Annotated in this window: 20 protein-coding genes and 1 other RNA gene; 4 read left to right on the top strand and 17 right to left on the bottom strand. The window is 59.4% G+C overall.

Annotated elements, in window-relative coordinates:
• Positions 1-114: 114 nt before the first annotated feature.
• From I6J26_RS02460 to thrC, 7 genes are all read right to left on the bottom strand, one after another.
• Positions 115-717, bottom strand: a complete 603-nt coding sequence (locus I6J26_RS02460) for an META domain-containing protein (protein ID WP_239121810.1) — start codon at positions 715-717, stop codon at positions 115-117.
• Between the two features lie 168 nt (positions 718-885).
• On the bottom strand, positions 886-1497 hold the full coding sequence (locus I6J26_RS02465) for an META domain-containing protein (protein ID WP_115022977.1): 612 nt from the start codon (positions 1495-1497) through the stop codon (positions 886-888).
• A gap of 274 nt (positions 1498-1771) precedes the next feature.
• Positions 1772-2869, bottom strand: coding sequence for a DNA alkylation repair protein (locus I6J26_RS02470; protein WP_147279340.1), 1098 nt, complete (start codon positions 2867-2869; stop codon positions 1772-1774).
• 115 nt (positions 2870-2984) lie between these two features.
• Positions 2985-3518 carry an NUDIX hydrolase gene (locus tag I6J26_RS02475; RefSeq protein WP_115022982.1) on the bottom strand — a complete coding sequence of 178 codons (534 nt, stop codon included), beginning with the start codon at positions 3516-3518 and terminating at the stop codon, positions 2985-2987.
• Between the two features lie 18 nt (positions 3519-3536).
• A complete protein-coding gene (locus I6J26_RS02480; protein ID WP_115022983.1) occupies positions 3537-4373 on the bottom strand; it encodes a S1 family peptidase in 837 nt (278 codons plus the stop codon).
• The gene (locus I6J26_RS02485; protein ID WP_168165561.1) at positions 4366-4509 is read right to left on the bottom strand and encodes a hypothetical protein; all 144 of its coding nucleotides are present in this window, start codon (positions 4507-4509) and stop codon (positions 4366-4368) included. Before I6J26_RS02485 ends, I6J26_RS02480 begins: the two co-directional genes overlap by 8 nt.
• Positions 4510-4512: 3 nt before the next feature.
• Positions 4513-5958, bottom strand: a complete 1446-nt coding sequence (gene thrC / locus I6J26_RS02490) for a threonine synthase (protein ID WP_115022985.1) — start codon at positions 5956-5958, stop codon at positions 4513-4515.
• A 38-nt stretch (positions 5959-5996) separates the two neighbouring features.
• Between thrC and I6J26_RS02495 the strand changes: the two genes are divergently transcribed.
• Positions 5997-7292 carry an MFS transporter gene (locus I6J26_RS02495; RefSeq protein WP_181815384.1) on the top strand — a complete coding sequence of 432 codons (1296 nt, stop codon included), beginning with the start codon at positions 5997-5999 and terminating at the stop codon, positions 7290-7292.
• A gap of 258 nt (positions 7293-7550) precedes the next feature.
• On the opposite strand, the gene I6J26_RS02500 is transcribed toward I6J26_RS02495, so the two are convergent.
• The 4 genes from I6J26_RS02500 to I6J26_RS02515 form a co-directional block, all read right to left on the bottom strand.
• Positions 7551-7988: a hypothetical protein gene (locus I6J26_RS02500; RefSeq protein ID WP_039676181.1), complete on the bottom strand. Its 438-nt coding sequence runs from the start codon at positions 7986-7988 to the stop codon at positions 7551-7553.
• Positions 7989-8016: 28 nt separating this feature from the next.
• Entirely contained in the window at positions 8017-8334 is a 318-nt protein-coding gene (locus tag I6J26_RS02505; protein WP_115022987.1) for a hypothetical protein, read from the bottom strand.
• A 122-nt stretch (positions 8335-8456) separates the two neighbouring features.
• Positions 8457-11516 (bottom strand): bifunctional [glutamine synthetase] adenylyltransferase/[glutamine synthetase]-adenylyl-L-tyrosine phosphorylase, encoded by a 3060-nt coding sequence (locus tag I6J26_RS02510; protein ID WP_115022989.1) that lies wholly within the window; start codon positions 11514-11516, stop codon positions 8457-8459.
• A 7-nt stretch (positions 11517-11523) separates the two neighbouring features.
• Complete coding sequence (locus I6J26_RS02515; RefSeq protein WP_115022991.1) at positions 11524-12861, bottom strand: glutamine synthetase family protein; 1338 nt, start codon at positions 12859-12861, stop codon at positions 11524-11526.
• 404 nt (positions 12862-13265) lie between these two features.
• Here I6J26_RS02515 and I6J26_RS02520 point away from each other — a divergent pair, with 404 nt between their 5' ends.
• Both I6J26_RS02520 and I6J26_RS02525 read left to right on the top strand, forming a co-directional pair.
• A complete protein-coding gene (locus tag I6J26_RS02520; protein ID WP_239121811.1) occupies positions 13266-14126 on the top strand; it encodes a DUF2786 domain-containing protein in 861 nt (286 codons plus the stop codon).
• A 111-nt stretch (positions 14127-14237) separates the two neighbouring features.
• Complete coding sequence (locus I6J26_RS02525; protein WP_115022995.1) at positions 14238-15959, top strand: CYTH and CHAD domain-containing protein; 1722 nt, start codon at positions 14238-14240, stop codon at positions 15957-15959.
• A gap of 132 nt (positions 15960-16091) precedes the next feature.
• Here the strand turns inward: I6J26_RS02525 and I6J26_RS02530 are convergent, their stop codons facing one another.
• On the bottom strand, positions 16092-16280 hold the full coding sequence (locus I6J26_RS02530; RefSeq protein ID WP_115022997.1) for a hypothetical protein: 189 nt from the start codon (positions 16278-16280) through the stop codon (positions 16092-16094).
• Between the two features lie 213 nt (positions 16281-16493).
• Between I6J26_RS02530 and I6J26_RS02535 the strand changes: the two genes are divergently transcribed.
• On the top strand, positions 16494-17765 hold the full coding sequence (locus I6J26_RS02535) for a galactokinase family protein (protein ID WP_115022999.1): 1272 nt from the start codon (positions 16494-16496) through the stop codon (positions 17763-17765).
• Here I6J26_RS02535 and I6J26_RS02540 read toward each other — a convergent pair.
• From I6J26_RS02540 to I6J26_RS02560, 5 genes are all read right to left on the bottom strand, one after another.
• A complete protein-coding gene (locus I6J26_RS02540) occupies positions 17762-19165 on the bottom strand; it encodes a ribonuclease catalytic domain-containing protein (RefSeq protein WP_115023000.1) in 1404 nt (467 codons plus the stop codon). The genes I6J26_RS02535 and I6J26_RS02540 overlap by 4 nt on opposite strands.
• A 36-nt stretch (positions 19166-19201) precedes the next feature.
• Positions 19202-19633, bottom strand: an RNA gene (gene rnpB, locus I6J26_RS02545) — RNase P RNA component class A.
• 15 nt (positions 19634-19648) lie between these two features.
• Positions 19649-20794, bottom strand: a complete 1146-nt coding sequence (locus tag I6J26_RS02550) for a bifunctional RNase H/acid phosphatase (protein WP_115023002.1) — start codon at positions 20792-20794, stop codon at positions 19649-19651.
• On the bottom strand, positions 20791-21507 hold the full coding sequence (locus I6J26_RS02555) for a zinc ribbon domain-containing protein (RefSeq protein ID WP_115023004.1): 717 nt from the start codon (positions 21505-21507) through the stop codon (positions 20791-20793). Before I6J26_RS02555 ends, I6J26_RS02550 begins: the two co-directional genes overlap by 4 nt.
• A complete protein-coding gene (locus I6J26_RS02560) occupies positions 21508-22356 on the bottom strand; it encodes a Nif3-like dinuclear metal center hexameric protein (RefSeq protein WP_115023006.1) in 849 nt (282 codons plus the stop codon).
• Positions 22357-22460: the final 104 nt, after the last annotated feature.

Below are 22460 nucleotides of genomic sequence, written 5' to 3' on the forward strand. Positions count from 1 at the left end.
CCCTAAAAAGCATCACGCTACAAACACAAGGCTTTTCATGGGTTTGTACTACAGCTTTATACTTTCTCCAAGGAAACCATTTGTCTCACAGCTTTGACACACACCGGCAAGCTTCTACTTGTCTTCAGACTTGACGAACTGAATGACAATACCCTGGGCACCCAGAGCGTAGGTGGAATCGTCGATAGGGAAGACGGCAGGCTTCATGTCCAGAATCGACTTGAAACCCTGGGCATCAGTCATCACCGGCTTATCGCATGCCATCCTGGTCTCAGCGAGATTATCAATGACAATCGCATCAGTCTGGTCGAAGTGGTAGGTACCCGTACCGTGGTTGCAGCCATCGTTGAATGTCAGGGTGCCGCCCTCCTTGAAGGTGATAGATACGGCATTGTTCTTCTTAGCCGTGAAAGTGCCGACAATCGCCTTCTTCGCTTCATCGGCAGGAAGCTTGTCCTTGAAGCCGTCGACCTCCTCATACTTCTCGATGAGGCCGGAGCCCTCCTCGTTATCCTTGCCGCCATCGTTGTTGCCGTCCTTGTCCCCCTTGTCACCAAGGAACTTCGAGCTCAACTGCTCGAGCTGGCTGGAGCTGGAGGCGAAGGGGTTGCCGGAGGTCGGTTCCGCAGCACCAGCAACGCCGGTGCCGAAGGCGCCGCAGGACAGTGCTGCGAGTGAAGTTGCAATGGTCGCTTTCTTGAGTGTGTGTGACATCATGGTCCCGAAGCTATCGGGCACCACCGCCTACATCAACCCATTTCATGCGTTTCCGATGATATTTTGAGACAACTCTACAACTCCCCCATCCCCCTTACAGTCCGCGGACTAAAACACAGAAAGTGGCCGACCTCCTGCTGGGGTTGGCCACTGATAAGGAATGGTTAGTTACTTCTCTTCAGGGGTATCGACCTTGACGAACTGAATTGCCTTCCCATCTTTGACCAATGCGATGGTGGTGTCATCGATGGAATAGACCTGTGGCTTCTTCGGAACGATGACGTTGAAATCGCGAACATCGACCATCACACCTGGCTCGCAAGCCCTCATAATGGTTACGACGTCGTTAATCTCTAGGACACCAGTGTCTTCCGCGACAGTCCAGGTACCCTTACCGGGGTTACAACCATCAGAAACTCCTACGGTTCCATCCGGCTGGAAGGAAAGTCCGATTTTATCGTTCTTCTTCGCAACGAAGCTGCCGTTGAGAACCTCCTTGGCTTGTTCTGCCGTCAGCGGTTCCGTGAGGCCCTCGATGTCCCCTACCTTTTCAATCAGGTCAGAACCTTCCGGCGCTTCTGGGTCTTCCGGGTTTTCCGGAGCAGGCTTCGAGCTACCAAACAGTGTGGAGCTCATATGTGCCAGCTCACCGGAGCTGGAGCCGAAGGAGATTCCGGAGGAAGGTTCTGCTGCGGAGGCAACCCCGGTTCCGAGTGCCGTGCCGGCGAGTGCGGCGAAAGTTGTGGCGATGGTTACTTTCTTGAATCTGAGTGACAACATGGTCCTGAAGCTATGTAGGATAGTTTCAGATAGCAATGTTTTTCATGCATTTCCCATGATATGGACATATTCTCCCAATGTCGCCGGGGGCCAGCTTTCCCGCTTGCCACAGCCAGGCTGGCAGCAGAAAACACCTGGTTGAAGCACTAAAACCAGATCAAGACGTGCGCTTGACGCATCCCATCCGCGGGCAGAACATGATGAGAAGGGCGATCGAGCCCCACAAGGTGGCGGGCACGCTCACAGGTTTTGGTGCAGTCATCTAGCGCCGCGGTTACAACTGGGTTAGCTCAAATTCCACTTGCTCGCCTTCGCGGCCGTTAATCACCAAACTTAAGGCCTGCGTACCCGGATAGTAGGTGCGTGTGCTGGTGACCCGAAACGGGTGCGTCTTGGTCACCACTCGGGTTTCGCCCGGATCAAGCGTATATTTGCCGAGGCGAAACACACTGGGCTTCCGGGTTCCGTTCTTCTTAAGGAAGTGCACGCGATACTCTGCAAGCACATGTGCGGGCGCATCGCCGGTGTTGGTGAGTGTCGTTGAAAGAGTCGCCTTTTCACCAATGGCCACAGTGTGGGGGAACTCGGGGCGGGTGGCGGTGACGGCGGTGGACGGAGAAAAGCCAACAAGCTCTAGGGCCTCCCTCTTGCCGCGCTTAATCAACCCGCGCAACCCCTGTTCCACCACCCACGCTGCGCGCGACGATCCGCTGTCTGCCCATCGCGAGGCGGTAGCAAGAGCCAACTCGGGGTGCGTACGGCCTATGTCGTTGAGGTTGTTGGCTACGGACTTGCGCACGAACAGCGACGCATCGTCGTACAGCCGGTGCAGGACCGGAAGGATCGGCGAGGGGTCCGCCACAAACGGCGCGTGCACCTTCGCCCACGGCAGACGCGGACGGATGCCCTCGGAAGCCAGGCGGCGCACGTTGTGGCTGCCCGAACCAGCCCACTCATGCACCCGGGCCATGGTCAGCTCTGGGTAGCGCTCTAAGAAGGGACGCACCGCAAACTCACCGGTGAACACCCTGGTGAGCGCCTCAATTGCATCTAAAGAAACCTCCGGCTCATCTATCCCGTATAGCTCGATGAAACGGCTCACCGGCCACAGGTGGAATGCATGGTTGAAGTAACCTTCCCCCTCCGCAAGCTCGGGCCCAAGCTTATCGACGATTCCGCCAATCACCCTGACATAGTCCCCGCCGAGCTGCTCCCGAAGCCCTTGTGCAAACACGGTCACGCGGTCCAAGATCTCTAAATCCTCGACTCGCGGTGCTACCCACGCGGCGTATTCTTCGCCGTCAATTCCAAGCTGTGCACCGAGTTTTTGCGCCGTGTCAGCGTTGAAGTAGTCCTTCATTTTGGGAGCCATAGCTGTGCATGTTACCGGCGCGGAGATACTTTGTCGCAGCAGGATTGAGGGCTGGCGCATCGATCCGCCACTTAGATCCAGTGCCCTCACGTCGATGTCCAAAGAGAAAGCCTGATTAAGACGAACGCTTGACGTAGCCCATGCGGGGCCGGAAGCCCTGCGGGTGCTTCATCTGCGCCACAGCATCGCCGATAACCATGCGGTGGCGGGCGCTGACGGACGTCGGCATCTGCGCCACGGAGAACCACTGGGCATCCAGGTTTTCCTCGTCAGAAACGACGGGTTCAGCATCGTCCGGAACAGACACGCGGAGGGTGGTGTCCATAAACATGCACTGATCCCCATTGGGGAAGGTAACGGGGCCGACCTGACCCACGCCAAGGAGAGCCTCAATGCGCCCATCGAGGCCGATTTCTTCCTTGACTTCGCGCAGCGCTGTGGTGGTGATTTCCTCACCCGGCTCGCAGATTCCAGAGACCGGAGCCCAGGCACCATTATCGGCACGCTGCGCCAACAGCACCGAAGGCAGCTCCCAGATAGCGGAGCCGGTAGGCACCGCGCGCACAATTACCGCGGTAACAGCGGGAAGAAAGAGCTGGTCGTGGCCGATTTTCTCACGCAAGGACACAATATACTCAGGAGTGGGCATGGCCCTTATCCTACTGGTTTAGAGGGGGTCCAGAATCTTCGGGAGGACGGCATTGATATCGGCTGCCACGGTAAAGGACATTTCCGCGCCGGCATCCTGCGCGCACTCGGCACCGTCGATCGCCTTATCCGTCGTACCGGAGAGCACGCCCACGATGACCCCTTCCTGCGGAGTGCCCGGTGCGCCATACACCGGCGCGCCGGAGTCGCCGCGGGCCGAGCAGGCCTGCGCCCGCGCGGACATCGTATCCACCGTGCGCTCGTCATACGTGAGCTTGCCAGGGCCCGCGCGGTGTGTAAGCTCCCCGCACGTCTCTCCTGTGATGCGCCCCAGCTTGCACACCTGGTCAGGCAAGGTACTCTCCCCCGCTGCGGCGACGGAGGTCAGCATGTCCTGCGGTGTGTAAAAGTCAACGTCGCGGGTAATCTCCACCAACGCGAAGTCGAGCTCGTGCGTCTCCGGCGCCGACAGATCGGAATAGATGATGGTGCCCACAGGCTCCGCCGGGTACGTGAATTCCCCTTCGGCGTTGCCGGCCCACACGGTATCCCCAGGCTCACCGCAATGGGAGGCGGTGACGGCGATCGTGCGGCCGTCGCCAAGCACAAAGCTCCATGCCACCGTGCACAAGTTGAAGTCGAAATTCTCCCCTGGAACGGGCTCACCGGAGCTGACGTCCAGGGCGGCACCTGGCGGCACCGGGGATGCCTCCGGTGTTGTTGCCTGTGGTGGTGCGGCCACCACGGTCGAATACGGCGCGCTGCCTGCCGCAGAGAGGGGTTCCTCCGCAGGTATGCAGGAGGCCGTAGCGAGTCCCACGGCGAACAGGAGGCCGGGGAGGATGCGCCTAGTCATCCTGCTCGGGGCTAGCCTCTTCCGTGTTCTTGGCCTTTTCTTTTTCCATCTCCGCGACCTGTTTCATGTCACGGATGAACTTCTCTGGATCAAACTCGGTGTAGTATTCCGGTCCTGAGAACTGTTCCTGTGCCATGGTTTAGACCTCCGTTGTGCTAATCGACGCCATAATGTAGTCCTTCACCGCCGCCGCATCATTCGGCAGGTCCTTGACGTGGCGCTCAGCGTCGAGGATGCCTTGGAAGCGCTCAGGAACCTCCGGTTCTTCACCGATGGCTTCCACGATGGTCTCGGAGAACTTCACCGGCAAGGCTGTCTCCAGACACACAATGGGGCTTTCCACCCCGTATTCTTCCTTCACCGCACGGGCTACCTTGATGCCGTCCGCGGTGTGCGGGTCCACGAGGACATCGTACTTCTCGAGCACATCCTTGATGGTGGCCAGGCGGTCGGCGTGCGTCGAGGCCCCAGACAGGAACCCATAGTCCGCGTGAGCAGCGTCGAGCACGTGCTTCTCGACGCTAAACCCGCCTTCCTTCACCTTGACCCCAAAGAGCTCGTCCACCTGTGCAGCATCGCGGCCGAGCAGGTCGAAGACGAATCGCTCGAAGTTGGAGGCGCGGGAAATATCCATCGACGGCGAGGAGGTCTTGTGCGTCTGCGCCGAGGAACGCGGACGGTAGTTGCCCGTGCGGAAAAACTCATCCAAGACGTCGTTCTCATTCGTGGCCACGATGAGACGGTCAATCGGCAGACCCATCTGGCGGGCAATGTGCCCGGCACAAATATCACCAAAGTTTCCGGTAGGGACACTGAAGGAGACCTTCTCGGTGTTTTCCACGGTGACCTTGAGGTAGCAGTTGATGTAGTAGACAACCTGCGCCATGAGTCGGGCCCAGTTGATGGAATTCACCGCACCAATGCGGTAGTTAGCCTTGAAGTTAGCGTCGGCGGACACAGCCTTGACCACGTCCTGGCAATCATCAAAAACACCATCGAGGGCGATGTTGAAGATGTTGGGGTCATCGAGGCCAAACATCTGAGCCTGCTGGAACGGAGTCATGCGCCCGGCAGGGGTCAGCATAAACACGCGAATGCCCGAGCGACCGCGCATGGCGTACTCGGCGGAGGACCCCGTATCACCCGAGGTAGCGCCCAGAATATTGAGGCTTTCACCCCGGCGCGCCAGCTCGTACTCGAAGAGCTCCCCGAGCATCTGCATCGCCATATCCTTGAACGCAGCGGTGGGCCCCTCAGAGAGGTGACCGATGTACAGGCCCTCTCCCAGCTCGCTGACCGGGACGATCTCCTCGTTGGCGAACTTCGGGAAGGTGTAGGCGCGCTGCGCGATTGCCTCAAGATCCGTGTCCGGAATATCATCCACAAAGAGCTTCAGTACCTCCGCAGCCAGCGCTGCGTACCCGCCCTCTGCGAGCGTCTGGCGCCACGCAGTCAGAGTGGCATCGTCGATGCGCGGGTAGGATTCCGGCAGGTACAGGCCTCCATCAGGAGCCAAGCCTCCCAGGAGGATATCCGTAAAGGAAGCCGGCTGGCGGTCGGTGTCTCGGGTCGAAATGTACTTCACTCCCTGCATCTTAGTGGGTTGGGCGTAAAGTATCAGCCATGTCGGCTCCTCATCCCCGCGAAGTCATCACCACCAAAGCCCTATCTGTGTGGGTTGCCGCAATGCTCGTGTACATCGTGGCGATGACTGGCCGAACCTCCTTTGGTGTGGCCGGGTTGGAAGCTATCGACCGCTTTGAGGTGGACGCCTCCCGCATCGCGGTTTTTACCTCGGTTCAGCTGGGCGTTTATGCTCTCGCGCAGATTCCTACTGGGTTGCTCATTGATAAGTTTGGGCCTCGGCGCTTGCTCGTCATCGGCTCCGTCATTATGGGTATCGGCCAAGTGGTATTGGGTTTTACCGCCAACTATTGGGTTGCCATCGCCGCGCGCATTTTAATCGGCTTAGGTGATGCCACCGCCTTCCTCTCGGTGATGCGCATCCTTCCGTATTGGTTTCCGCTACACCGAACTCCTATGTTCACTCAGGTGACCTCATCACTGGGTCAGCTGGGGCAATTTATGTCCGCCATCCCGTTCTCCCTCGTGCTGGGGTGGGCTGGGTGGACCACGGCCTTTGTCACCCTGGGCGCGGTGGGCATCCTTATCGCTGTGGCCGCTGCGGTAGCGGTGGCTGATTCCCCCGAAACCCTGGGGATTGTGTCCGCCCCGAAGGAGCGCCCCAATGCCCAGCCACACCGCCTGGGTACTCTGCTGGCCACGGTGTTGCGCTCCCCGGTGGCCTGGCAGGCTTTCTTTATCCACTGGGTCGGGCTCGTCGCCACCAATGTGTTCGTCATGCTGTGGGGAATGCCGATGATGACCGCGGGCCTCAATTTTTCCAAGACGGCGGCGGGATGGGTGCTTACCTGGTTTAGCGTGTGCATGGTCCTCGTCGGCCCTCTCCACGGCAAACTTTCCTCCCGCGCCAGCGGCTATCGCCCGTGGCTCACGCTTGGGTTCGTCGCGGTTAATATCACTGTCTGGGTTGTCTTTTTCCTGGCAGGCGGCAGTTACCTGTCTTTGTTTATTCTCATCAGCCTGGTGGCGTTGTGCACGCCCGTGGCGAATTATGGCTTCGATATCGTGCGGGAAAACCTTGATCGCACCGTAGTGGCCACCGCGACTGGCCTGGGAAATATGGGCGGGTTCATCTCTTCCATGCTCGGCGCACAGCTGTTTGGCGTGGCGCTCGACCACTTGGGCCATGGCCCGGACTATCCCATGGCGGACTTCCGCCTCGCTGCATTCGCAGTGCTAGGAGTGTGGTGCGTGGGAATCGTGGGCGTTATCATTACCCATTTCTTGCGTGGCAAGGACTCCGGCCCACGCGCCACCATCGTGCAGGTGGGTTAACCTGCGGGCAAAGCGCTTATCGACGCCTCCAAGGGCACCCCATTAGCCACCGCGAACATTCCCAGTCCCCCGCCGATAGGAACGAGGATAGCGAGGCTTACGCCGCACACGGTTCGCAGGAACTCTCGCAGTTGTCGCCGTTTCTCCACGTCAACGCACCAACCTTTATCGTTTCGTTATCTGTGCGTTTGAGAATAAGGCGCCCTCCTGCCAGTAGCGTGCCGGGTCTCTGCCGACTACCTGCCAGAAGCTGGGGGTTTACTGCGCCGGGTTAGATTCGGCGACGATGGGCCCCACCGCAGGGGTGACGAGGCCGGCGTCGAAAGCAGCGAGCGTACCCGCGGCATCCTCCTTGGTTATTTTGTTGTTGGCCACGGCTTTATCCAGCTCAGCTTTGAGAATTTGGCGGGAGCGGTACACATCTGAGGACACCGAGAGGATTCCGCGCGGTACTGATTCCGCAGGGATGCCGAGCGCTTCTGCCAACGCCACGATGCGGTCTTGCTCCGCGGGATCTACGTACGCGTTAAGCGATTGGTCTTGGGGCACTCCACCATCGACGACGTCCTTGACGGTGAGGGTGCCGTCCGGGGTTTGCTGACGCTCCGTCACCCACCAGCCGGTGACGATAGCGGCGATGATCGCCAGCACCACCGCGATCCACACAGCGATGATCTGCTTGGACTTCACGCCCATCAGTCTAGTTCTCTTTCATCCGCACGGTTTAATCCGTGTCGGGACCAAAGGATCCAAAGGAGCCACCACGTGGTGGATACGGCGGGTCAAGACGCTCGGAGAGGGCATCAATGATGGAACGGATGGTGTGTTCCGCGACGGGACGGTCGACGTGTGAGCGCTGGCGTGCTCCCGTCTGCGGTTCAACGGGGCGCACGCGTGGGTTATCGACGTCCACCCGCATCACCGTTCCGTCCACAATGAGGGCTGCGTGCGGATCACTATCGGCTGCTCGCGCTGCGGCAAGAAATGCTTCGAGGTCGGCGAGGGTGGCATCTTTCAGGTCAAGGGAAAGGTTAAGGCTCATGATGTAGTGTTCCTTCTCGGCGGATTGTATGGGGAGAGGTCTGTGGTTCTGTGGGTCTCTGGTTTTGCACGGAGGGAAAGTCTTTTCCTAGTACTAAGGATATAGATTTTTAGCGACTCGGTTTAGTCATGTTCAAAGGACTCCGCTTCTCCCCAGAACACCTCATCCACCACTTTGCGGGCATGGCGCGTGACTTTGAGATAGTGCTCGAGGAAATCTTGGTTATTCTCTGGCGCCCATCCAGCAGCACCGGCGACCTGTGCCAATTGCGGCCCTGGTGCCGGTAGTTGGTCCACGCGTTTGCCGCGGACAAGGACTAAAGCATTACGGGCATCGGTGGCCAATAGCCAGGCTTCACGCAGGTCCTGGACTTGCTGCACCGGAATAACTTCATGTTCCTCCAGCGCATCCAGCACGCGGAGCGTAGAAGGATCATGTAACTCCGGTACCTCGTGTGCATGCATCATTTGCAGCAGCTGCACGGTCCACTCGATATCGGTCAGACCACCTCGCCCCAGCTTGGTGTGGGTATTGCGGTCAGCACCGCGCGGCAGGCGCTCATTATCTACGCGAGCCTTCATTCGGCGAATATCGCGCAGCGTTTTCTCGCTCGCTCCTTTGTCTGGATAGCGGAACTCATCAATCATGGTCATAAACCGCTCTCCTACGCCCTCATCGCCGGCAACGAACGCGGCGCGCAACAGCGCCTGCATCTCCCAGGATTCACCCCAACGCGAGTAGTAGCGCTCGTAGGATTCAATCGAGCGGGCTACTGCACCTGACCTTCCTTCAGGCCGCAGGCCCAAATCGACCTCTAGCGGTGGGTCTCCGGAGGGCTTAGCCAGGCGGCGACGCAGTTTGTCGATCATGCTAATGGCCCACGCCATAGCCTCTGATTCTTCGTTTCCTTCTTCGGGCTCAGCAACGACGATGACGTCAGCGTCCGAACCAAAGCCCAGCTCCATTCCGCCTAGACGCCCCATACCGATGACCGCGATGCGTGCAGGAGGTTCCGCGTCCTCGTTGTCTATCCGCCACGCGCGAACTTCAGCCCTCAGTGCAGCCTCGAGGACGGCATTCCAGATCGTGGAAAGCTCGTGGCACACCTGTTGCACTGGCAGGAATCCGAGGAGGTCAGCTGATGCAATGCGGGCAAGCTCCACGCGGCGCAATGACCTGGCCACTGCCACGGCCTTATCCGGATTGGCATGGCGTTTGGTCGAATTAATGAGTGCCTTCGACACCTGCTCCGGCTTAGTCTCCAACAGCTTTGGCCCGGCTGCGCCATCAGAAAGCTGCTTGACCACATCCGGCGCCTTGATGATGAGCTCCGACGTAAACGGCGAGGTGCCCAAAATCTTCATTAGGCGTTGACCCACGACGCCTTCATCACGCAGCATGCGCAGGAACCAGTTTCGGTCATAGGCCGCTTCCGAAAGTTTGCGGTAGTTCAGCAGCCCCATGTCAGGGTCTGCAGTAGAGGAGAGCCATTCCATCAGCGTGGGCAGCAAAATGGCTTGGATACGGGCCTTGCGTGAGCTGCCCGCCGCCAAGGAGGTAAGATGCTCGAAAGCACGCTCTGGGTGCCGGTATCCCAATGCTGCCAGCTGCAGGAGTGCGGCTTCTCGGGAAAGTTTGAGCTCATCCGCGGACATCGACGCCACAGAGTTGAGAAGCGGGCGATAGAACAGGCGCGAGTGCAGTTCCGAAATGAGCAGGCGGACTTTGCGCAGATGCTCATTCATCCTGTCCGCGGCTGACTGTTGGCCATGGGAATGGAAGCCTGCATTAATAGCAAGCCACTTCAGCGCAGCGGCATCATCGTTGGCCGGCATCGTGTGTGTACGACGGAATCGCTCCAGCTGCAGGCGGTGCTCCAGCAACCGCAAGAACTCATAGGCTTCGATGAGCTGCGTGCCGTCTTCGCGGCCCACATAACCCGCGCGTACAAGTGCTGCGAGTGCATCGACCGTGGCCAACGAACGTAGCGTTTCATCAGAGCGCCCATGCACCAACTGAAGCAATTGCACTGCGAACTCAACATCACGCAAGCCACCTTCGCCGAGTTTGAGCTCACGCTGGCGCATATCCTCTGGCACGTTCTCGAGGACGCGACGACGCATGGCTTGGACATCTTCAACAAAGGACTCTCGCTGGGAGGCTGTCCAGACCATGGGGCCGATTTCTTTGAGGTAGTCCTCCCCGAGCGGGAGATACCCGGTCTGCGGACGTGCCTTGAGCTGTGCCTGGAACTCCCATGTTTCTGCCCATCGCTTGTAATAAGCAACGTGCGAATCCAGGGTTCGTACTAGTGCTCCAGACTTTCCCTCAGGCCGTAGGTTCGCGTCGACTTCGAAGAAGCAGGCCGAACCGATGCGGTTGAACTCTGATGCCAGGCGCGTCACCCGGGGCGCGGCGTCCGAACCGACAAAGATGACGTCAACGTCTGAGATGAAGTTGAGCTCCCCCGCTCCACACTTACCCATTGCCAGAACGGCCAGTTGCGCATCGAGTGGTTCATCACCATAGACAGCGCGAACTGCGCAGGCCAGGGCAGCTGTTAGTGCGGCGTCTGCCAGCGCCGTCGTAAGCCGCGTTACCTCGCGGAAACCGACGCGGGGTTGCGGTCGCGACTGCCCCTTTCGCGAGTGAAAAGTACCGGCGAGGTCGTGCGCGGCAATGCGCATCATCAGGGTGCGATATACCGTTTTCAGCTGCGCCTTATGGTCCCCTGGCTGGGCGCGATAGGTTCCCGGAGTCGTCAAGTCTTCGCTCGCGGTATCGGGACGCTCTGGTGCATCAACGAAGGTTGCGGGTTCTGCTCCCACCGTGGTGAGAAGGGTGTGAAGCATCTCAGTAGGCGTAGGCAACGCTCGCTGCAGTTCCTTCCACGTCTCCGGGTGCGCTGCAAGATGGTCACCAAAGGCCGATGAACCGCCAAGTAGTGCGATAAGACGAACTCGAAAGGTTTCATCTTCCCGCATTGCGGTAACGACCTCTGGCGCTCCGTCAACGACCCGCATGAGAGTATTGAGCGCCATGTCTGGATCGCCTGCTGCAGCCAAAGTCCACAGCAGATCGAGTGACTCGGCGTTATCCCACCCCAAGTGAGCAAGGTCTTCAGCAGCGGTCGGTCTCGTCAGACCAAGAGTTGCTGGTGACGGTACAGATGCAGGGCGCATGCTTCTCCTAGAAGTTCAGGTTGTGGCGAAGTTCAAAGGCCGTAATCTGCTGCTGATACTCGTGCCATTCATCCCACTTAGCGCGCAGAAAGTACTCGAAGACATGCTCACCTAAGACTTCCGCCATAAACTCAGAGCGCTCAAACTCACGAAGTGCCTGATCCAAGCTGGTTGGCAAATCCTTGTAGCCCATTGCAAGGCGTTCCCGGCGCGTCAGCTGGTGGACATCGTCTTCTGCTGGATCTCCGAGCTCGTAGCCTTCCTTAATCCCGCGAAGACCTGCGGCGAGCAGCACCGCGTAACCCAAGTAGGGATTCATTGCCGAATCCAGCGAACGGATCTCTACTCGGCGCGACATTTCCTTGGACAGTCGGTAGGTGGGAACACGCACAAGTGCAGAGCGGTTTGAAACACCCCAGGTCACTGACCCCGGTGCTTCGCTGCCGAACATGAGGCGCTTGTAGGAGTTCGTCCACTGGTTGGTGATTGCAGTCATTTCGACGGCATGCTCGAGAATTCCCGCAATAAACTGCTTTGCCGTTTCCGACAGAGAAATTTCGTCATCCGGATCGTGGAAGGCATTCGAGTCACCTTCAAAGAGACTCAAGTGCGTATGCATACCGGAGCCCGAACGATGCTCAAAAGGTTTGGGCATAAAGGTGGCATGCACGCCTTGCTGGGAGGCCACCTCCTTGATGACGTATCGGAACGTCATAATGTGGTCTGCCATCGTCAGTACATCCGCATGGCGGAGGTCAATTTCCTGCTGCCCTGGGGCGGTTTCATGGTGGCTAAATTCCGTAGCGATCCCCATGGACTCCAATGCATACATGGAGCGACGACGAAAGCTTGGCGCGTTGTCATGAGTAGCTTGGTCGAAGTACCCGCCATTGTCAGTTGCAACGAGGTTATTGATATCGCGGGCATCTTCGAGAAGATAAAACTCAACTTCTGGCGAGGCCATGCAGGTGAAGCCCTCGTTGGCAGCCTCAGTGACCTGACGGCGCAGAATATGGCGTGGATCCACCATCGAGGGTTGGCCATCAGGCTGGGCAATATCGCAGAACATGCGCGCCGACGAGAGCTCTGGTTCGCCCTTATCGAAGGGCATGATCTGGAATGTCGACGGGTCCGGCATCGCGATGGTGTCTGCCTCAGAGATACGCGAGAACCCCTCGACCGATGAGCCATCGAAGCCAACACCTTCCTCAAACGCAGATTCCAGTTCCGAGGGGCTCATCACCACGGATTTCAAGGCGCCCAGGATGTCGGTGAACCACAGACGGATGAAGCGGATATCGCGTTCTTCAACCGTGCGGAGGACGAATTCGTGTTGGCTGTTCATGATTTAAACCCTACCGGCGGGTGCTGCACTCCAGCCGTAAGTTGCCGTGATTGCCCCCGCGCCGCCAAACGTTCTTCCTGTTCGCAAGAGTAACTCGGGGGCAAAGCTTTTCGAACCAACAAACGCTAATCCAAACAGCATGCTTGAATGGCACCACATCACGAACACATGTACCAAAAAGAAGGGCAATCATGAACTCTTACCACTCAGCTCTCAGCGACCGAGCTATCGAACTCGTCATTAACGCCGCTCAACGGGGCTGGTCTCCCAAGGACCTCCTCCATGTACTTGGAAACTACTGCTACCCCACTATCTACCGCGCCGCTGGACGGATACCGGCCCACATTACGTCTACGGTTCTCCGCAAAGAGTGGCTAACCCTTGAACCCCCGACATCCATGAGTATGAGCACTCAAGAGGTGGAAACACTCGTTGAAGAGGTAACGAGGCTTCCTTGGTTGCGTGACGTCGACGTTCTCGCGGAAGAGACCACTTCGAGACCTTCACGCGATAGCAAAGAAGAGAAGATACGAGCCAAAATCATCAACCTCCTTAAGAAGGCAGAGTCGACTCCGTACGAGCAAGAAGCCAGTGCGCTTATCGCCAAAGCTCAAAGCCTTCAGCAACAGCACCGCCTCAACGGACTGTGCGGCGATTCCCCTCTGAAATTCGCCTCCAAACGAATTCACATCAGCGCGCCATACATTAACCATCAAGCGACGCTGCTCAGCGTCATCGCTGACAGGAATGGTTGCTCCGCTTTACAACTTCACCCTAAAGGGATCATCACGATCTTCGGCGCTGAGGATGACCTCGACCATGTCATTGATCTCTTCATGTCACTTCAGCGCCAATGTGATTGGCATATGCGCCACGGTGAGCACGCCGAGATTGCGCAGCAGTTAGGAAATCTTGCTTCATACCGCCGAAGCTTTATTTTGTCCTACGCTTCCCGTATTGGAGAGCTGCTCGATGAAGCAAACCAGTCTTTTACGGCCCAGAACTCTGATGAAACTTGCGCAGGAAGGGCTGCCGAGGAAGATGAACAGGCAACTTTGGCTCTGACACGTCGCACCCTTAACGCTCTGGATCAGCGAAGACTCGACGCAGAGGCAATCCGTGACCGCTACTTCCCGCACGCGCGGACTATATCTTTGGCTGTGGGAAGCCGTGCAGGCATGTCCGCGGGGGCGTCTGCAGCTGAAAAATCTCATCTCAGCGGTGATTCCGCAGGGGTGAAGGGGCGCCGGCAGCTAACACGCTAGGCAAGAGGAAGGACACACAAATGAGTCCCGTACCCAGGTAAACTAGGTGCATAAGACAGGGCCATTTCCGCCCGACAATAAACAATCCATTCTGCCGACGAAGGTGTGTGTATGTCTCCGAAGACGTTCTTAGAAGTCGAAGCCAAGTTCGCCGTGGACGAATCCACCCCGGTACCTGATCTCACTCAGCTCGAAGAGGTCGCACGAGTCGCGGAAACTCGCCATCACTCAATGTCCGCGATTTACTACGACACCGAGGATCTCCGTCTTACTCATGCGAAGATCACGTTGCGTCGCCGTACAGGCGGCAATGATGATGGCTGGCACATCAAGATTCCAAGCGATGCGGGACGCACTGAGATTCGTGCCGAATTGGGCGAACCGGTTGATGGGCGCTACGAGGTTCCGGCTGAGCTCATCCACGAAGTCCGCTCTGTGATCCGTAATCACCCTCTGGCGCCCATCGCGCAGGTAGACAACAACCGTACGGAGTTGTTGTTGGTCGACGAGGCTGACCAGCCTGTCGCGGAGTTCTGCGATGACCACGTCACCGGTTTCTCCTTCCTTCCCGGCGGCGTGCAGTGCGCGTGGCGCGAATGGGAAGTTGAACTCGCGGGAGAACTTCCTGCTACTAAGAAGGGCGGATCGCTCTTGCGTCACGCTACTTCGTTACTTATTGGCTCTGGAGCCCGCGTGTCATCTTCCCCGTCGAAGCTGAAATCAGCTTTGGGTGACTCCATCAATAATGTTGAGCTGCCGCCGGCTCTCGCTGTGTCGAATCTCGATCCGGACTCCCCCGCTGCTGCTGTTGTAAACGCCCTGAAGGCTAACCGTGACAAGCTCGTGGAGTACGACCCACGTGTTCGCCGCGACGAGTGGGATTCCGTCCACCAGATGCGCGTTGCTACTCGTGAGCTTCGCAGCCACCTCCAAACGTTCCACGGAATCGTTGTCGGTCCGGAAATTGAACGACTGGAGTCGGATCTCAAGCAGCTGGCCAGCATGTTGGGCGTAGCCCGCGATGCAGAAGTCGTCGAAGAACGTTGGCAGAGCCTGCTCGCATCTGAGGATTCGGATGTACTAGATGCGGCCACTCGTGAGCACATCGCGCATGACATGGGCCGTGACTACCGCCGAGCCCACCGTCGCGTCATTGCCGCTCTAGATTCCGACCAGTACCTTGATCTCCTCGATGCTCTCGATGCGTTCCTGGCCAACCCGCCAGTCGCGGGTGAGGACACCGAGCTCGAGGACAACGCAATCGATTCTGAGGCGGAGTCTGCAGCATCCGAATCGACAGAAAAGAATGAGACTCAAGAGCAGAAGGAGCAGCCGAAGGAATCCAAGCCGAAGCATGCTAAGAGCGAGGACGCGGAGCACCATGACCTCGATACGGTTATGGCGCTGCACCTCAACCAGGCGTATGACAAGTTGGTGAAGCGCCACAAGAAGGCGGTTAAGAACTGGGATAACACTGAGTTGACCTTGCATGAGCGTGAGGAGTACTTCCACGACATGCGTAAGGCTGCCAAGAAGCTGCGTTACGCCGCTGAGGCTGCGGGCTCTGCAACCAATCTCAAGACTAAGGGCCTCTACAAGGCGTGCAAGAACATGCAGTCGGTCTTGGGTGACTTCCAGGATTCCGTCACGTCCCGAGACAAGCTCATTGAGCTTGCAGAAACGGCACGTCGCCGCGGCGAAGACACCTTTGGTTATGGTCTGCTCTACCAGCGTGAGCGCGCCATCGGCTTGGAAGCACTCGACGCCTACGCAGAGAGCTTCAAGGCGATTAAGTCGGCCTTTAAGCCGCTGCGTAAGAAGCTGGATAAGTAACTCTGCTTAGTCGAACGGTGTAGAACGACACTGACCCCGCTGTTTCCCCTATCACCCAATGCACAAGGCACACGGTGGATGGGAATCAGCGGGATCTGTTCTTTGTCAGCAGTTGTGCTCAAAGGCGCTGCTTTAGTAGTCGTCTTCGGCTGCGTCCTCGGCATCGGCCGCGGCAGTGCGGGCGTTGGCAATCTCGATGGCCTGCTCGGCTTCCTCACGGGAGTCATAGGGGCCCATACGGTTTTCCCAGCCGGAAACCTTGCCCTGGGATACCTCACCGGTAGAGGGATCGTAGAACCACTTCTTGTCAGCGTCAGCCATTGTCTTCTCCATTCTGGGATGCTCATCCCTCATTCAGTGAACCGCGGGAACTGGCTTACTTCTCTGGCACGGTGGCCAGAAAGGTGAGCTTTCGGTTCTCGGTGCACCCCACACTACAGACCGGCAGCGCATCGTGCGGCTAGAATAGACAGGTCACTCTCTTCTGCCCCAGCGCAGAGAACCTATCGCCACCTGCAAAGGAGTACCTCCCCGATGCCCCAGTGGACTGCCCCTTCAACACCGGTCGTCGACCGCGCACGCACCGCTCACCGCGACGCTATCGGTACCGAACCAACGCACATCGCGAGCGCCCCGGCCACGTGGTCGCTCATCGGCGAGCACATCGACCACTTCGGCGGCATCGCCATCATGGGCCTGGCAGATCTGCGCGCTGCAGTTGCCGTCAGCCCCCGAGACGATGGCACCGTGTCCGTTTGCTGCCTGTCTGCTGATGGCAGCACCACCAAGGATTTCATCGCCTTGGAGAAGGTGTCTGCTCTTGCCGCCGAACAGCAGCCCAGCGTTGACTCTGAGGGCCAGCCGATTGCGCCCCCTGCGCCGAAAGGTGGCCTCGCAGCCCGCCTGGGCGGAGTTGTCTACACGATGATCAACCGCCAGTTGCTCTCCCGCGAGACTGCCGGTGCAGATATCACGGTAGTCACGGACATCCCCGACAATGCCGGACTGGGCGCTGCCGCAGCCATCGATACTGCGACCGCTCTTGCATTGCTGGGCGGGGCTGATGAACCGTTCGATGCACCTTTGCGCGCACGTCTGGCTGAGGTCTGCTCACAGGCCGTAGGAACCTTCGCGCGCTTCCCTGCCTTGCGTGCCCGCCACTCCGCCGCACTGCGCGGAACGGGTGAGTCCGTCACCATCATCGACTATGCCGATGGCTCCGTCACCCAGGCACCACACGCGGTGAACCAAGACCTCGTAGCCTATGCGCTTGCTGTCCCAGGCGACTTTGACTGCGAGGAGACGATCAGTGATATTCGTGCCCGCGAGCGTTTCATCGATGATGCCTGCCATGCCTTCGGCACGGAATCGCTGCGTCTCTTGCCGGATGCGCCGCAGCGCGTCCTTGATTGGTTGGCAGCCGTCCACAAAATTCATGGTCCTGACAACCAGCCCACCATTGCCCAGGCCACGGCGTGGTTGACGTTCTACGCGGAGGAAACCCAGCGTGCCCAAGGCGTGGCCCGTGCACTGCGCTCACGCCGCGGGACAGAGCTTTTCCCGCTGCTGACACAGTCGCAGTCCGCCCTGGCTACGGTTTATGGTTTTGATTCTGCAGAGAAGCTCGCGCAGTTGGCAACCGCCCGCGGTGCTGCTGCCGCACGCTCAGCGCATGCCGGTACGTCAACGGCGGTCATCGCATATGTCCCGAGCACCAAGGCCACCAACTTCGCCGCGGATTTAGCGGAGGATGGCTTGCTCGTAGTTCCGCTGAATGCCGGCGCACCAGCGGCGACCGACAGCTAGTCGGCGGGCCAGGCAAAGAGCACGTCGCGCTCAGCGACGTCAGCCTTGACCAGCGAGACGGTGGTCTCACTACCCGTGGGAGGCTGGCCCACAGCCTCCCCTATCACCGGCGGCTCAAGGATAAACAGGCGTGCCTTGTCGCGCTTGTCGCCGCCATCGACCACGACTGAGTCGAAGTTGGTGCCCACCCAGGGAGCGAGCACGGTGGCCTCAGTGAGCTTGAGGCAGGCTCGGTCCACCTGGGAAGCCAACTGTGAGGTGGAGCGCATCGTGGAGATGACATCCCCGGCGCGGTTGCGCACCCACTCCGGGACCTCGTAGCCGCCACTCAACGCGAGGCAAACCTCGGTGGCGAAGCGATCAACGAGCCGGCGCAACGGTGCTGTGACGTGGGCATAATAGCCGCCGATGCCCGCATGAACGTCGGCTGAGGACTCTTCGAGCCACACATAATCTGCGCCGCGCAGCAGGCGCTGCGCCTCGCGCATGACGGCCATGCCGCGGGGAGAATCAGCATCAACTGAATGCAAGAACTCTGAGATTGATTGTCCTTCCAACGAGAAACCCAGTGCTTGGGCTTCGGAACGGAACTCAGCCTCAGCTTCCGGGGTAGCAGCTGCCAAGGTGCGCAAGAATCCAATGCCATGGGATTCCATGAGGCGGCCAGCGCACATGCCGGTAAGCAGCGAAATTTCCGAGTTATAGTCCATAACTTCGTAGCGCGGCTCCATCACGAGCTCGTAGTGGCCCTCACTCCCATCACTGCTCTCTGATACGCGCTGCGAAGGAATGCGCAGGTTAATGGCATCTCGGCGCAAGGAGGAGGCTTGACGTAGCTTGCCTACCTCCGGCAGCAGAGCAATGGAGGAATGCAGGGAGCCATTCTCCAAATCCTCGTGGACCTGGTCATAGTCCAGCCGTGCGCGGTTGCGCACGAGCGCGCGCTCCACCGAGAAGTCCTGCACCTCACCGGCTGAGTCGAGGTCGAAGGTCCACAGGACGGCGGGACGGTCGACGTCGGCAAGCAGCGAGGCTCTATCTTCTGACAGCTCTGCCGGGTGCAGCCGCGCTGGCTCATCCGGAAGATAGATGGTCTGGCCGCGCTTGAGGGACTCCTCTTCGAGGACAGAACCGGGTTCGATGAAGGCAGCAACGTCAGCGATGGCATACAGCACGCGGTAGCCACCATCGCGGGCTTCGATGAAAACTGCCTGGTCCAAGTCCATAGAACCCACCGGGTCGATGGAGACGAGGGGGATATCGCGGGCATCGCGGCGCTGATCCGCGTAGCGGTCCTGCGCCGAGGCGGCCTGGGCAGTGACCTCTTCCGGGAAGGTGGTCGGGACGGAGAATTCCTCCGCGATGGGACGGAAATCCAGGGGTGCGGCATACAACTTCATGCCGCCCCATTGTTCCAAAAAATAAGAATGTGGGTGCGAATGAGCCAACCTATAAGCCGGATTCTGTACCGCGCGCCAAGGCGCGGTGGTAAACATCCATCCAGGCCAACCGTTGCCGGGTGGCTCAAGCAGCTACCTTCAGGCTTCGGCGAGCAGCCTACTGACGCCTGATCGGGCCCGCTGTCGAGCGGGCCGTGATGCCTTGCTCCCAGTGGGGTTTACCCAGCCACCGCCATCACTGACGATGCTGGTGCGCTCTTACCGCACCCTTTCACCCTTACCGCTCCACCTCGCCGCGCCGAAGCGTAGCGGAGTGCGCGGCGGTTTACTTTCTGTTGCACTTGCCCGCGGGTCACCCCGGGTTGCTGTTAGCAACCACCGTGCTCTGTGGAGTCCGGACTTTCCTCGGCCCGCGCCTAGCCCCAGGAAGAGGCCGGTTCGACGGAACGCGTTTACCCGGTCGGCTCATTCGCGCCTGTTAGTTTATCGCAGCGCGCCCAGATGCCCCACATCGTTAAATCGGTGCAGGGTGCTACCGCCATCGAAGAACTCAACTTCGCTCAACGAAGCCAGCTCCAGGAACAGGTGGTTAGGGGTCTGCGGGCCGGAATCGAGCGCCTGGCGCACGAAGGACTTAATCGGGTTGACGTGGGAGACCACGAGCACAGTTTTGCCTTCGTAGCGCTTTTGCAGGTCACGCCGAGCAGCACTGACGCGGCGGTGAACCGCGCGTAGGGACTCACCACCGGGGCAGGACACGGAGGTATCCTGCAGCCAGCGCGCGTGGAGCTCAGGGTCGGCGGCGTCGGCTTCGGCGAAGGTTTTGCCTTCCCAGCGGCCAAAGTCCACCTCGATGAGCCCCTCTACGGTCTCCACCTGCAGGTCCCGGCCCTCCACTACCGCGGCGGCGGTCTGCTGGCAGCGGCGCAACGGGGAGCACACCACGGCGTCGATGTGGGTATCCGCCAAGGCCTGGGCGGCAGCGAGTGCCTGCTTCTTTCCCAATTCGGTGAGCTCCGGGTTCGCGCGTCCGGAATACTGTTTGGCAGCAGACATAGCGGTTTGTCCGTGGCGCAGCAGGATAAAGCGCGTCACGGGGCCGGTCTCGAGGCGCCAATCGGAGGCCTTCCAGGAATCGGTTGCGGTTTCGGCAGGCGCAGTGCTTGGCGACGTCTCCCCCGCCTCCCCACTACCCATATCGAGGATGCCAACGGGCTCGCCCTTCGCGGCGGCGTCCATGGCGACGTTGGAGAGTTCATCGGCCACCGAGTTCTGGGCGCGTGGGACCCACTCGAGGGTGTAGCTGCCAATCTGGTTGAGTAGGCCACGAGCCTCAAGGGCGAGTTTTTGCATGTCGGGGTGCTTGATTTTCCAGCGACCGTTCATCTGTTCCACCACGAGTTTGGAGTCCATATAGAACTCCACCTCATCCGCTCCCAGCTCCACGGCGGCTTCAAGGCCACGGAGGAGCCCATGGTATTCGGCCACGTTGTTGGTGGATTTCTGGCCTACGACGTAAGCGATTTCCTTCAGCAGCTGCGAGCGGTCTTCGTTGTAGACCGCGGTACCGGAGCCGGCAATGCCGGGGTTGCCGCGAGAGCCGCCATCAGCGAAGATGACGAGTTTCATGATGCCGGGCGCACCAGGTAGGAACCGCAGTCGCCGCACTGCGGGAGGACGTCGGCAGCCGCGTTGCGCACCGCGTTCTGCTCAGCCGGCGGCAACACAATGAAGCAACCGCCGCAGGCACGGCCGGTAAACGCCGCTGCACCGACGCCGTTTTCTTCACGCACGGTCTCATACTCGTCGAGGACATCCGCCGGCAGCTGTTCGCGCAGCTCGTTGATGCGCACCTGCGGGTCCGGCTGGTTCGCTGCGGCTTCCTGAGCAGCTTCCGCCGCACGTTTGAGCACCTCGAGCTTGCGCTCAGAATCAGACAACTTCGCGCCATGCACATCCAAGTTGGCGCGCAGAGCGTGAATTTCGTTGTGGGCTTCCTGCAGCTCGCTCATCAGGTCTGCAATGCGGGACTTGGCTGCATAGAGATCGTGCTCAAGATCCTTGCGCTGCTCTGGGTCGGTAGCGGCGCCGAGCTGGGCTTTGTCGTCGCGCTCGCGCTGGCGCAGCTTGCGCTCATCGGCCTGGATGCGCAGGATTTCCAGTTCCATGTCGTCGACGGCGAGTTGGGCGGAACCGGAGGCGTCGACAAGCCGGGCGTGTGCGGCCTGGGCCTTCTCGTATTCCTCTTGTTCAGGAATGGTGGCGGTACCACCCAGTGCCTGGGTGCGCTCCAACGTGGCCAGTTCAAGCAAGGTCTGCTGCAGGTCCTGTGACAGCTTCATTTAGTTCTCCTTCTGCGCAGAAATCGTCCAAGGGTCGGTGCGGATATCAATAATCTCCGTCTTCACGCGCACTACGCTCTCCACAATATCGCGCGCCTGGGCGGTCCAGGGAAATTCGCTGGCCCAGTGCGCGGTATCCACCACCGCCGGGCCTTCCGGCTCCATGAGGTGGGCAGCGCGCAGGTGCTCATCCACCGGGTGGTGGCGCAGGTCAGACGTGACATAGACGTCCACGCCCAATGCAGCTGCCTTATCGAGGAAGGAGTCTCCCGAACCGCTAGAGACCGCCACGCGCTTGACCATCCGCTCCGGATCACCGGCCGCACGCACGCCCCACTCGGTCTTCGGAAGGGCCTCGGCCACGCGCTGAGTGAACTCCCGCAGAGTGATGGCTTCCGGCAGCTCTCCAATGCGACCGAGCCCGAGGGCTTCATCAAGGTTGTCATACGGCTCCACCGGCACGATGGGGCGGCCGGGTTTAATTCCCACAAGTTCCGCCAGCTTGTCATTAACGCCGGGGCGAGCCTTGTCCGCATTGGTGTGCGCGGAGAGCAACGCCACCCCATTGCGGATGAGAGTGTGGATGACCTTGCCCTTCGGAGTATCCGCCGCGACTGAGGTCACGCCGCGCATGAGCAGCGGGTGGTGCACGATGAGCATCTGCGCGCCGAGTTCCACGGCCTTATCCGCCACCTCTTGCGTGCAATCAAGAGCAAAGGCCACGGTGCTGACGTCATCCTGCGGGTCCCCACAGACCAAGCCCACCGCGTCCCATGATTCGGCCAATTCTGGTGGGTAGGCCTCATGGATCACGCGGCGAATTTCGCCGACAGTCGTGCGTTCTGCCATCTCGTATGCTCCTTAGTTGAAGGTGGGTTTCACGTCAGTCGCGTTGCTGCTATATCCTAGCTTTCGTTCGCCAGCGCACCCTCGAATTTGTAAGGAGTCCCCTT

It is taken from the genome of Corynebacterium minutissimum, from assembly GCF_016889765.1.
In the GTDB taxonomy this organism is placed as follows: Bacteria; Actinomycetota; Actinomycetes; order Mycobacteriales; family Mycobacteriaceae; genus Corynebacterium; species Corynebacterium minutissimum_B.

What these genes read in the sequence shown, in the direction of transcription:
- I6J26_RS02460 (WP_239121810.1), bottom strand. Translation starts at nt 717, where the DNA reads ATGATGTCACACACACTCAAGAAAGCGACCATTGCAACTTCACTCGCA.
- I6J26_RS02465 (WP_115022977.1), bottom strand. Translation starts at nt 1,497, where the DNA reads ATGTTGTCACTCAGATTCAAGAAAGTAACCATCGCCACAACTTTCGCC.
- I6J26_RS02470 (WP_147279340.1), bottom strand. Translation starts at nt 2,869, where the DNA reads ATGGCTCCCAAAATGAAGGACTACTTCAACGCTGACACGGCGCAAAAA.
- I6J26_RS02475 (WP_115022982.1), bottom strand. Translation starts at nt 3,518, where the DNA reads ATGCCCACTCCTGAGTATATTGTGTCCTTGCGTGAGAAAATCGGCCAC.
- I6J26_RS02480 (WP_115022983.1), bottom strand. Translation starts at nt 4,373, where the DNA reads ATGACTAGGCGCATCCTCCCCGGCCTCCTGTTCGCCGTGGGACTCGCT.
- I6J26_RS02485 (WP_168165561.1), bottom strand. Translation starts at nt 4,509, where the DNA reads ATGGCACAGGAACAGTTCTCAGGACCGGAATACTACACCGAGTTTGAT.
- I6J26_RS02495 (WP_181815384.1), top strand. Translation starts at nt 5,997, where the DNA reads ATGTCGGCTCCTCATCCCCGCGAAGTCATCACCACCAAAGCCCTATCT.
- I6J26_RS02500 (WP_039676181.1), bottom strand. Translation starts at nt 7,988, where the DNA reads ATGGGCGTGAAGTCCAAGCAGATCATCGCTGTGTGGATCGCGGTGGTG.
- I6J26_RS02505 (WP_115022987.1), bottom strand. Translation starts at nt 8,334, where the DNA reads ATGAGCCTTAACCTTTCCCTTGACCTGAAAGATGCCACCCTCGCCGAC.
- I6J26_RS02510 (WP_115022989.1), bottom strand. Translation starts at nt 11,516, where the DNA reads ATGCGCCCTGCATCTGTACCGTCACCAGCAACTCTTGGTCTGACGAGA.
- I6J26_RS02515 (WP_115022991.1), bottom strand. Translation starts at nt 12,861, where the DNA reads ATGAACAGCCAACACGAATTCGTCCTCCGCACGGTTGAAGAACGCGAT.
- I6J26_RS02520 (WP_239121811.1), top strand. Translation starts at nt 13,266, where the DNA reads ATGAGCACTCAAGAGGTGGAAACACTCGTTGAAGAGGTAACGAGGCTT.
- I6J26_RS02525 (WP_115022995.1), top strand. Translation starts at nt 14,238, where the DNA reads ATGTCTCCGAAGACGTTCTTAGAAGTCGAAGCCAAGTTCGCCGTGGAC.
- I6J26_RS02530 (WP_115022997.1), bottom strand. Translation starts at nt 16,280, where the DNA reads ATGGCTGACGCTGACAAGAAGTGGTTCTACGATCCCTCTACCGGTGAG.
- I6J26_RS02535 (WP_115022999.1), top strand. Translation starts at nt 16,494, where the DNA reads ATGCCCCAGTGGACTGCCCCTTCAACACCGGTCGTCGACCGCGCACGC.
- I6J26_RS02540 (WP_115023000.1), bottom strand. Translation starts at nt 19,165, where the DNA reads ATGAAGTTGTATGCCGCACCCCTGGATTTCCGTCCCATCGCGGAGGAA.
- I6J26_RS02550 (WP_115023002.1), bottom strand. Translation starts at nt 20,794, where the DNA reads ATGAAACTCGTCATCTTCGCTGATGGCGGCTCTCGCGGCAACCCCGGC.
- I6J26_RS02555 (WP_115023004.1), bottom strand. Translation starts at nt 21,507, where the DNA reads ATGAAGCTGTCACAGGACCTGCAGCAGACCTTGCTTGAACTGGCCACG.
- I6J26_RS02560 (WP_115023006.1), bottom strand. Translation starts at nt 22,356, where the DNA reads ATGGCAGAACGCACGACTGTCGGCGAAATTCGCCGCGTGATCCATGAG.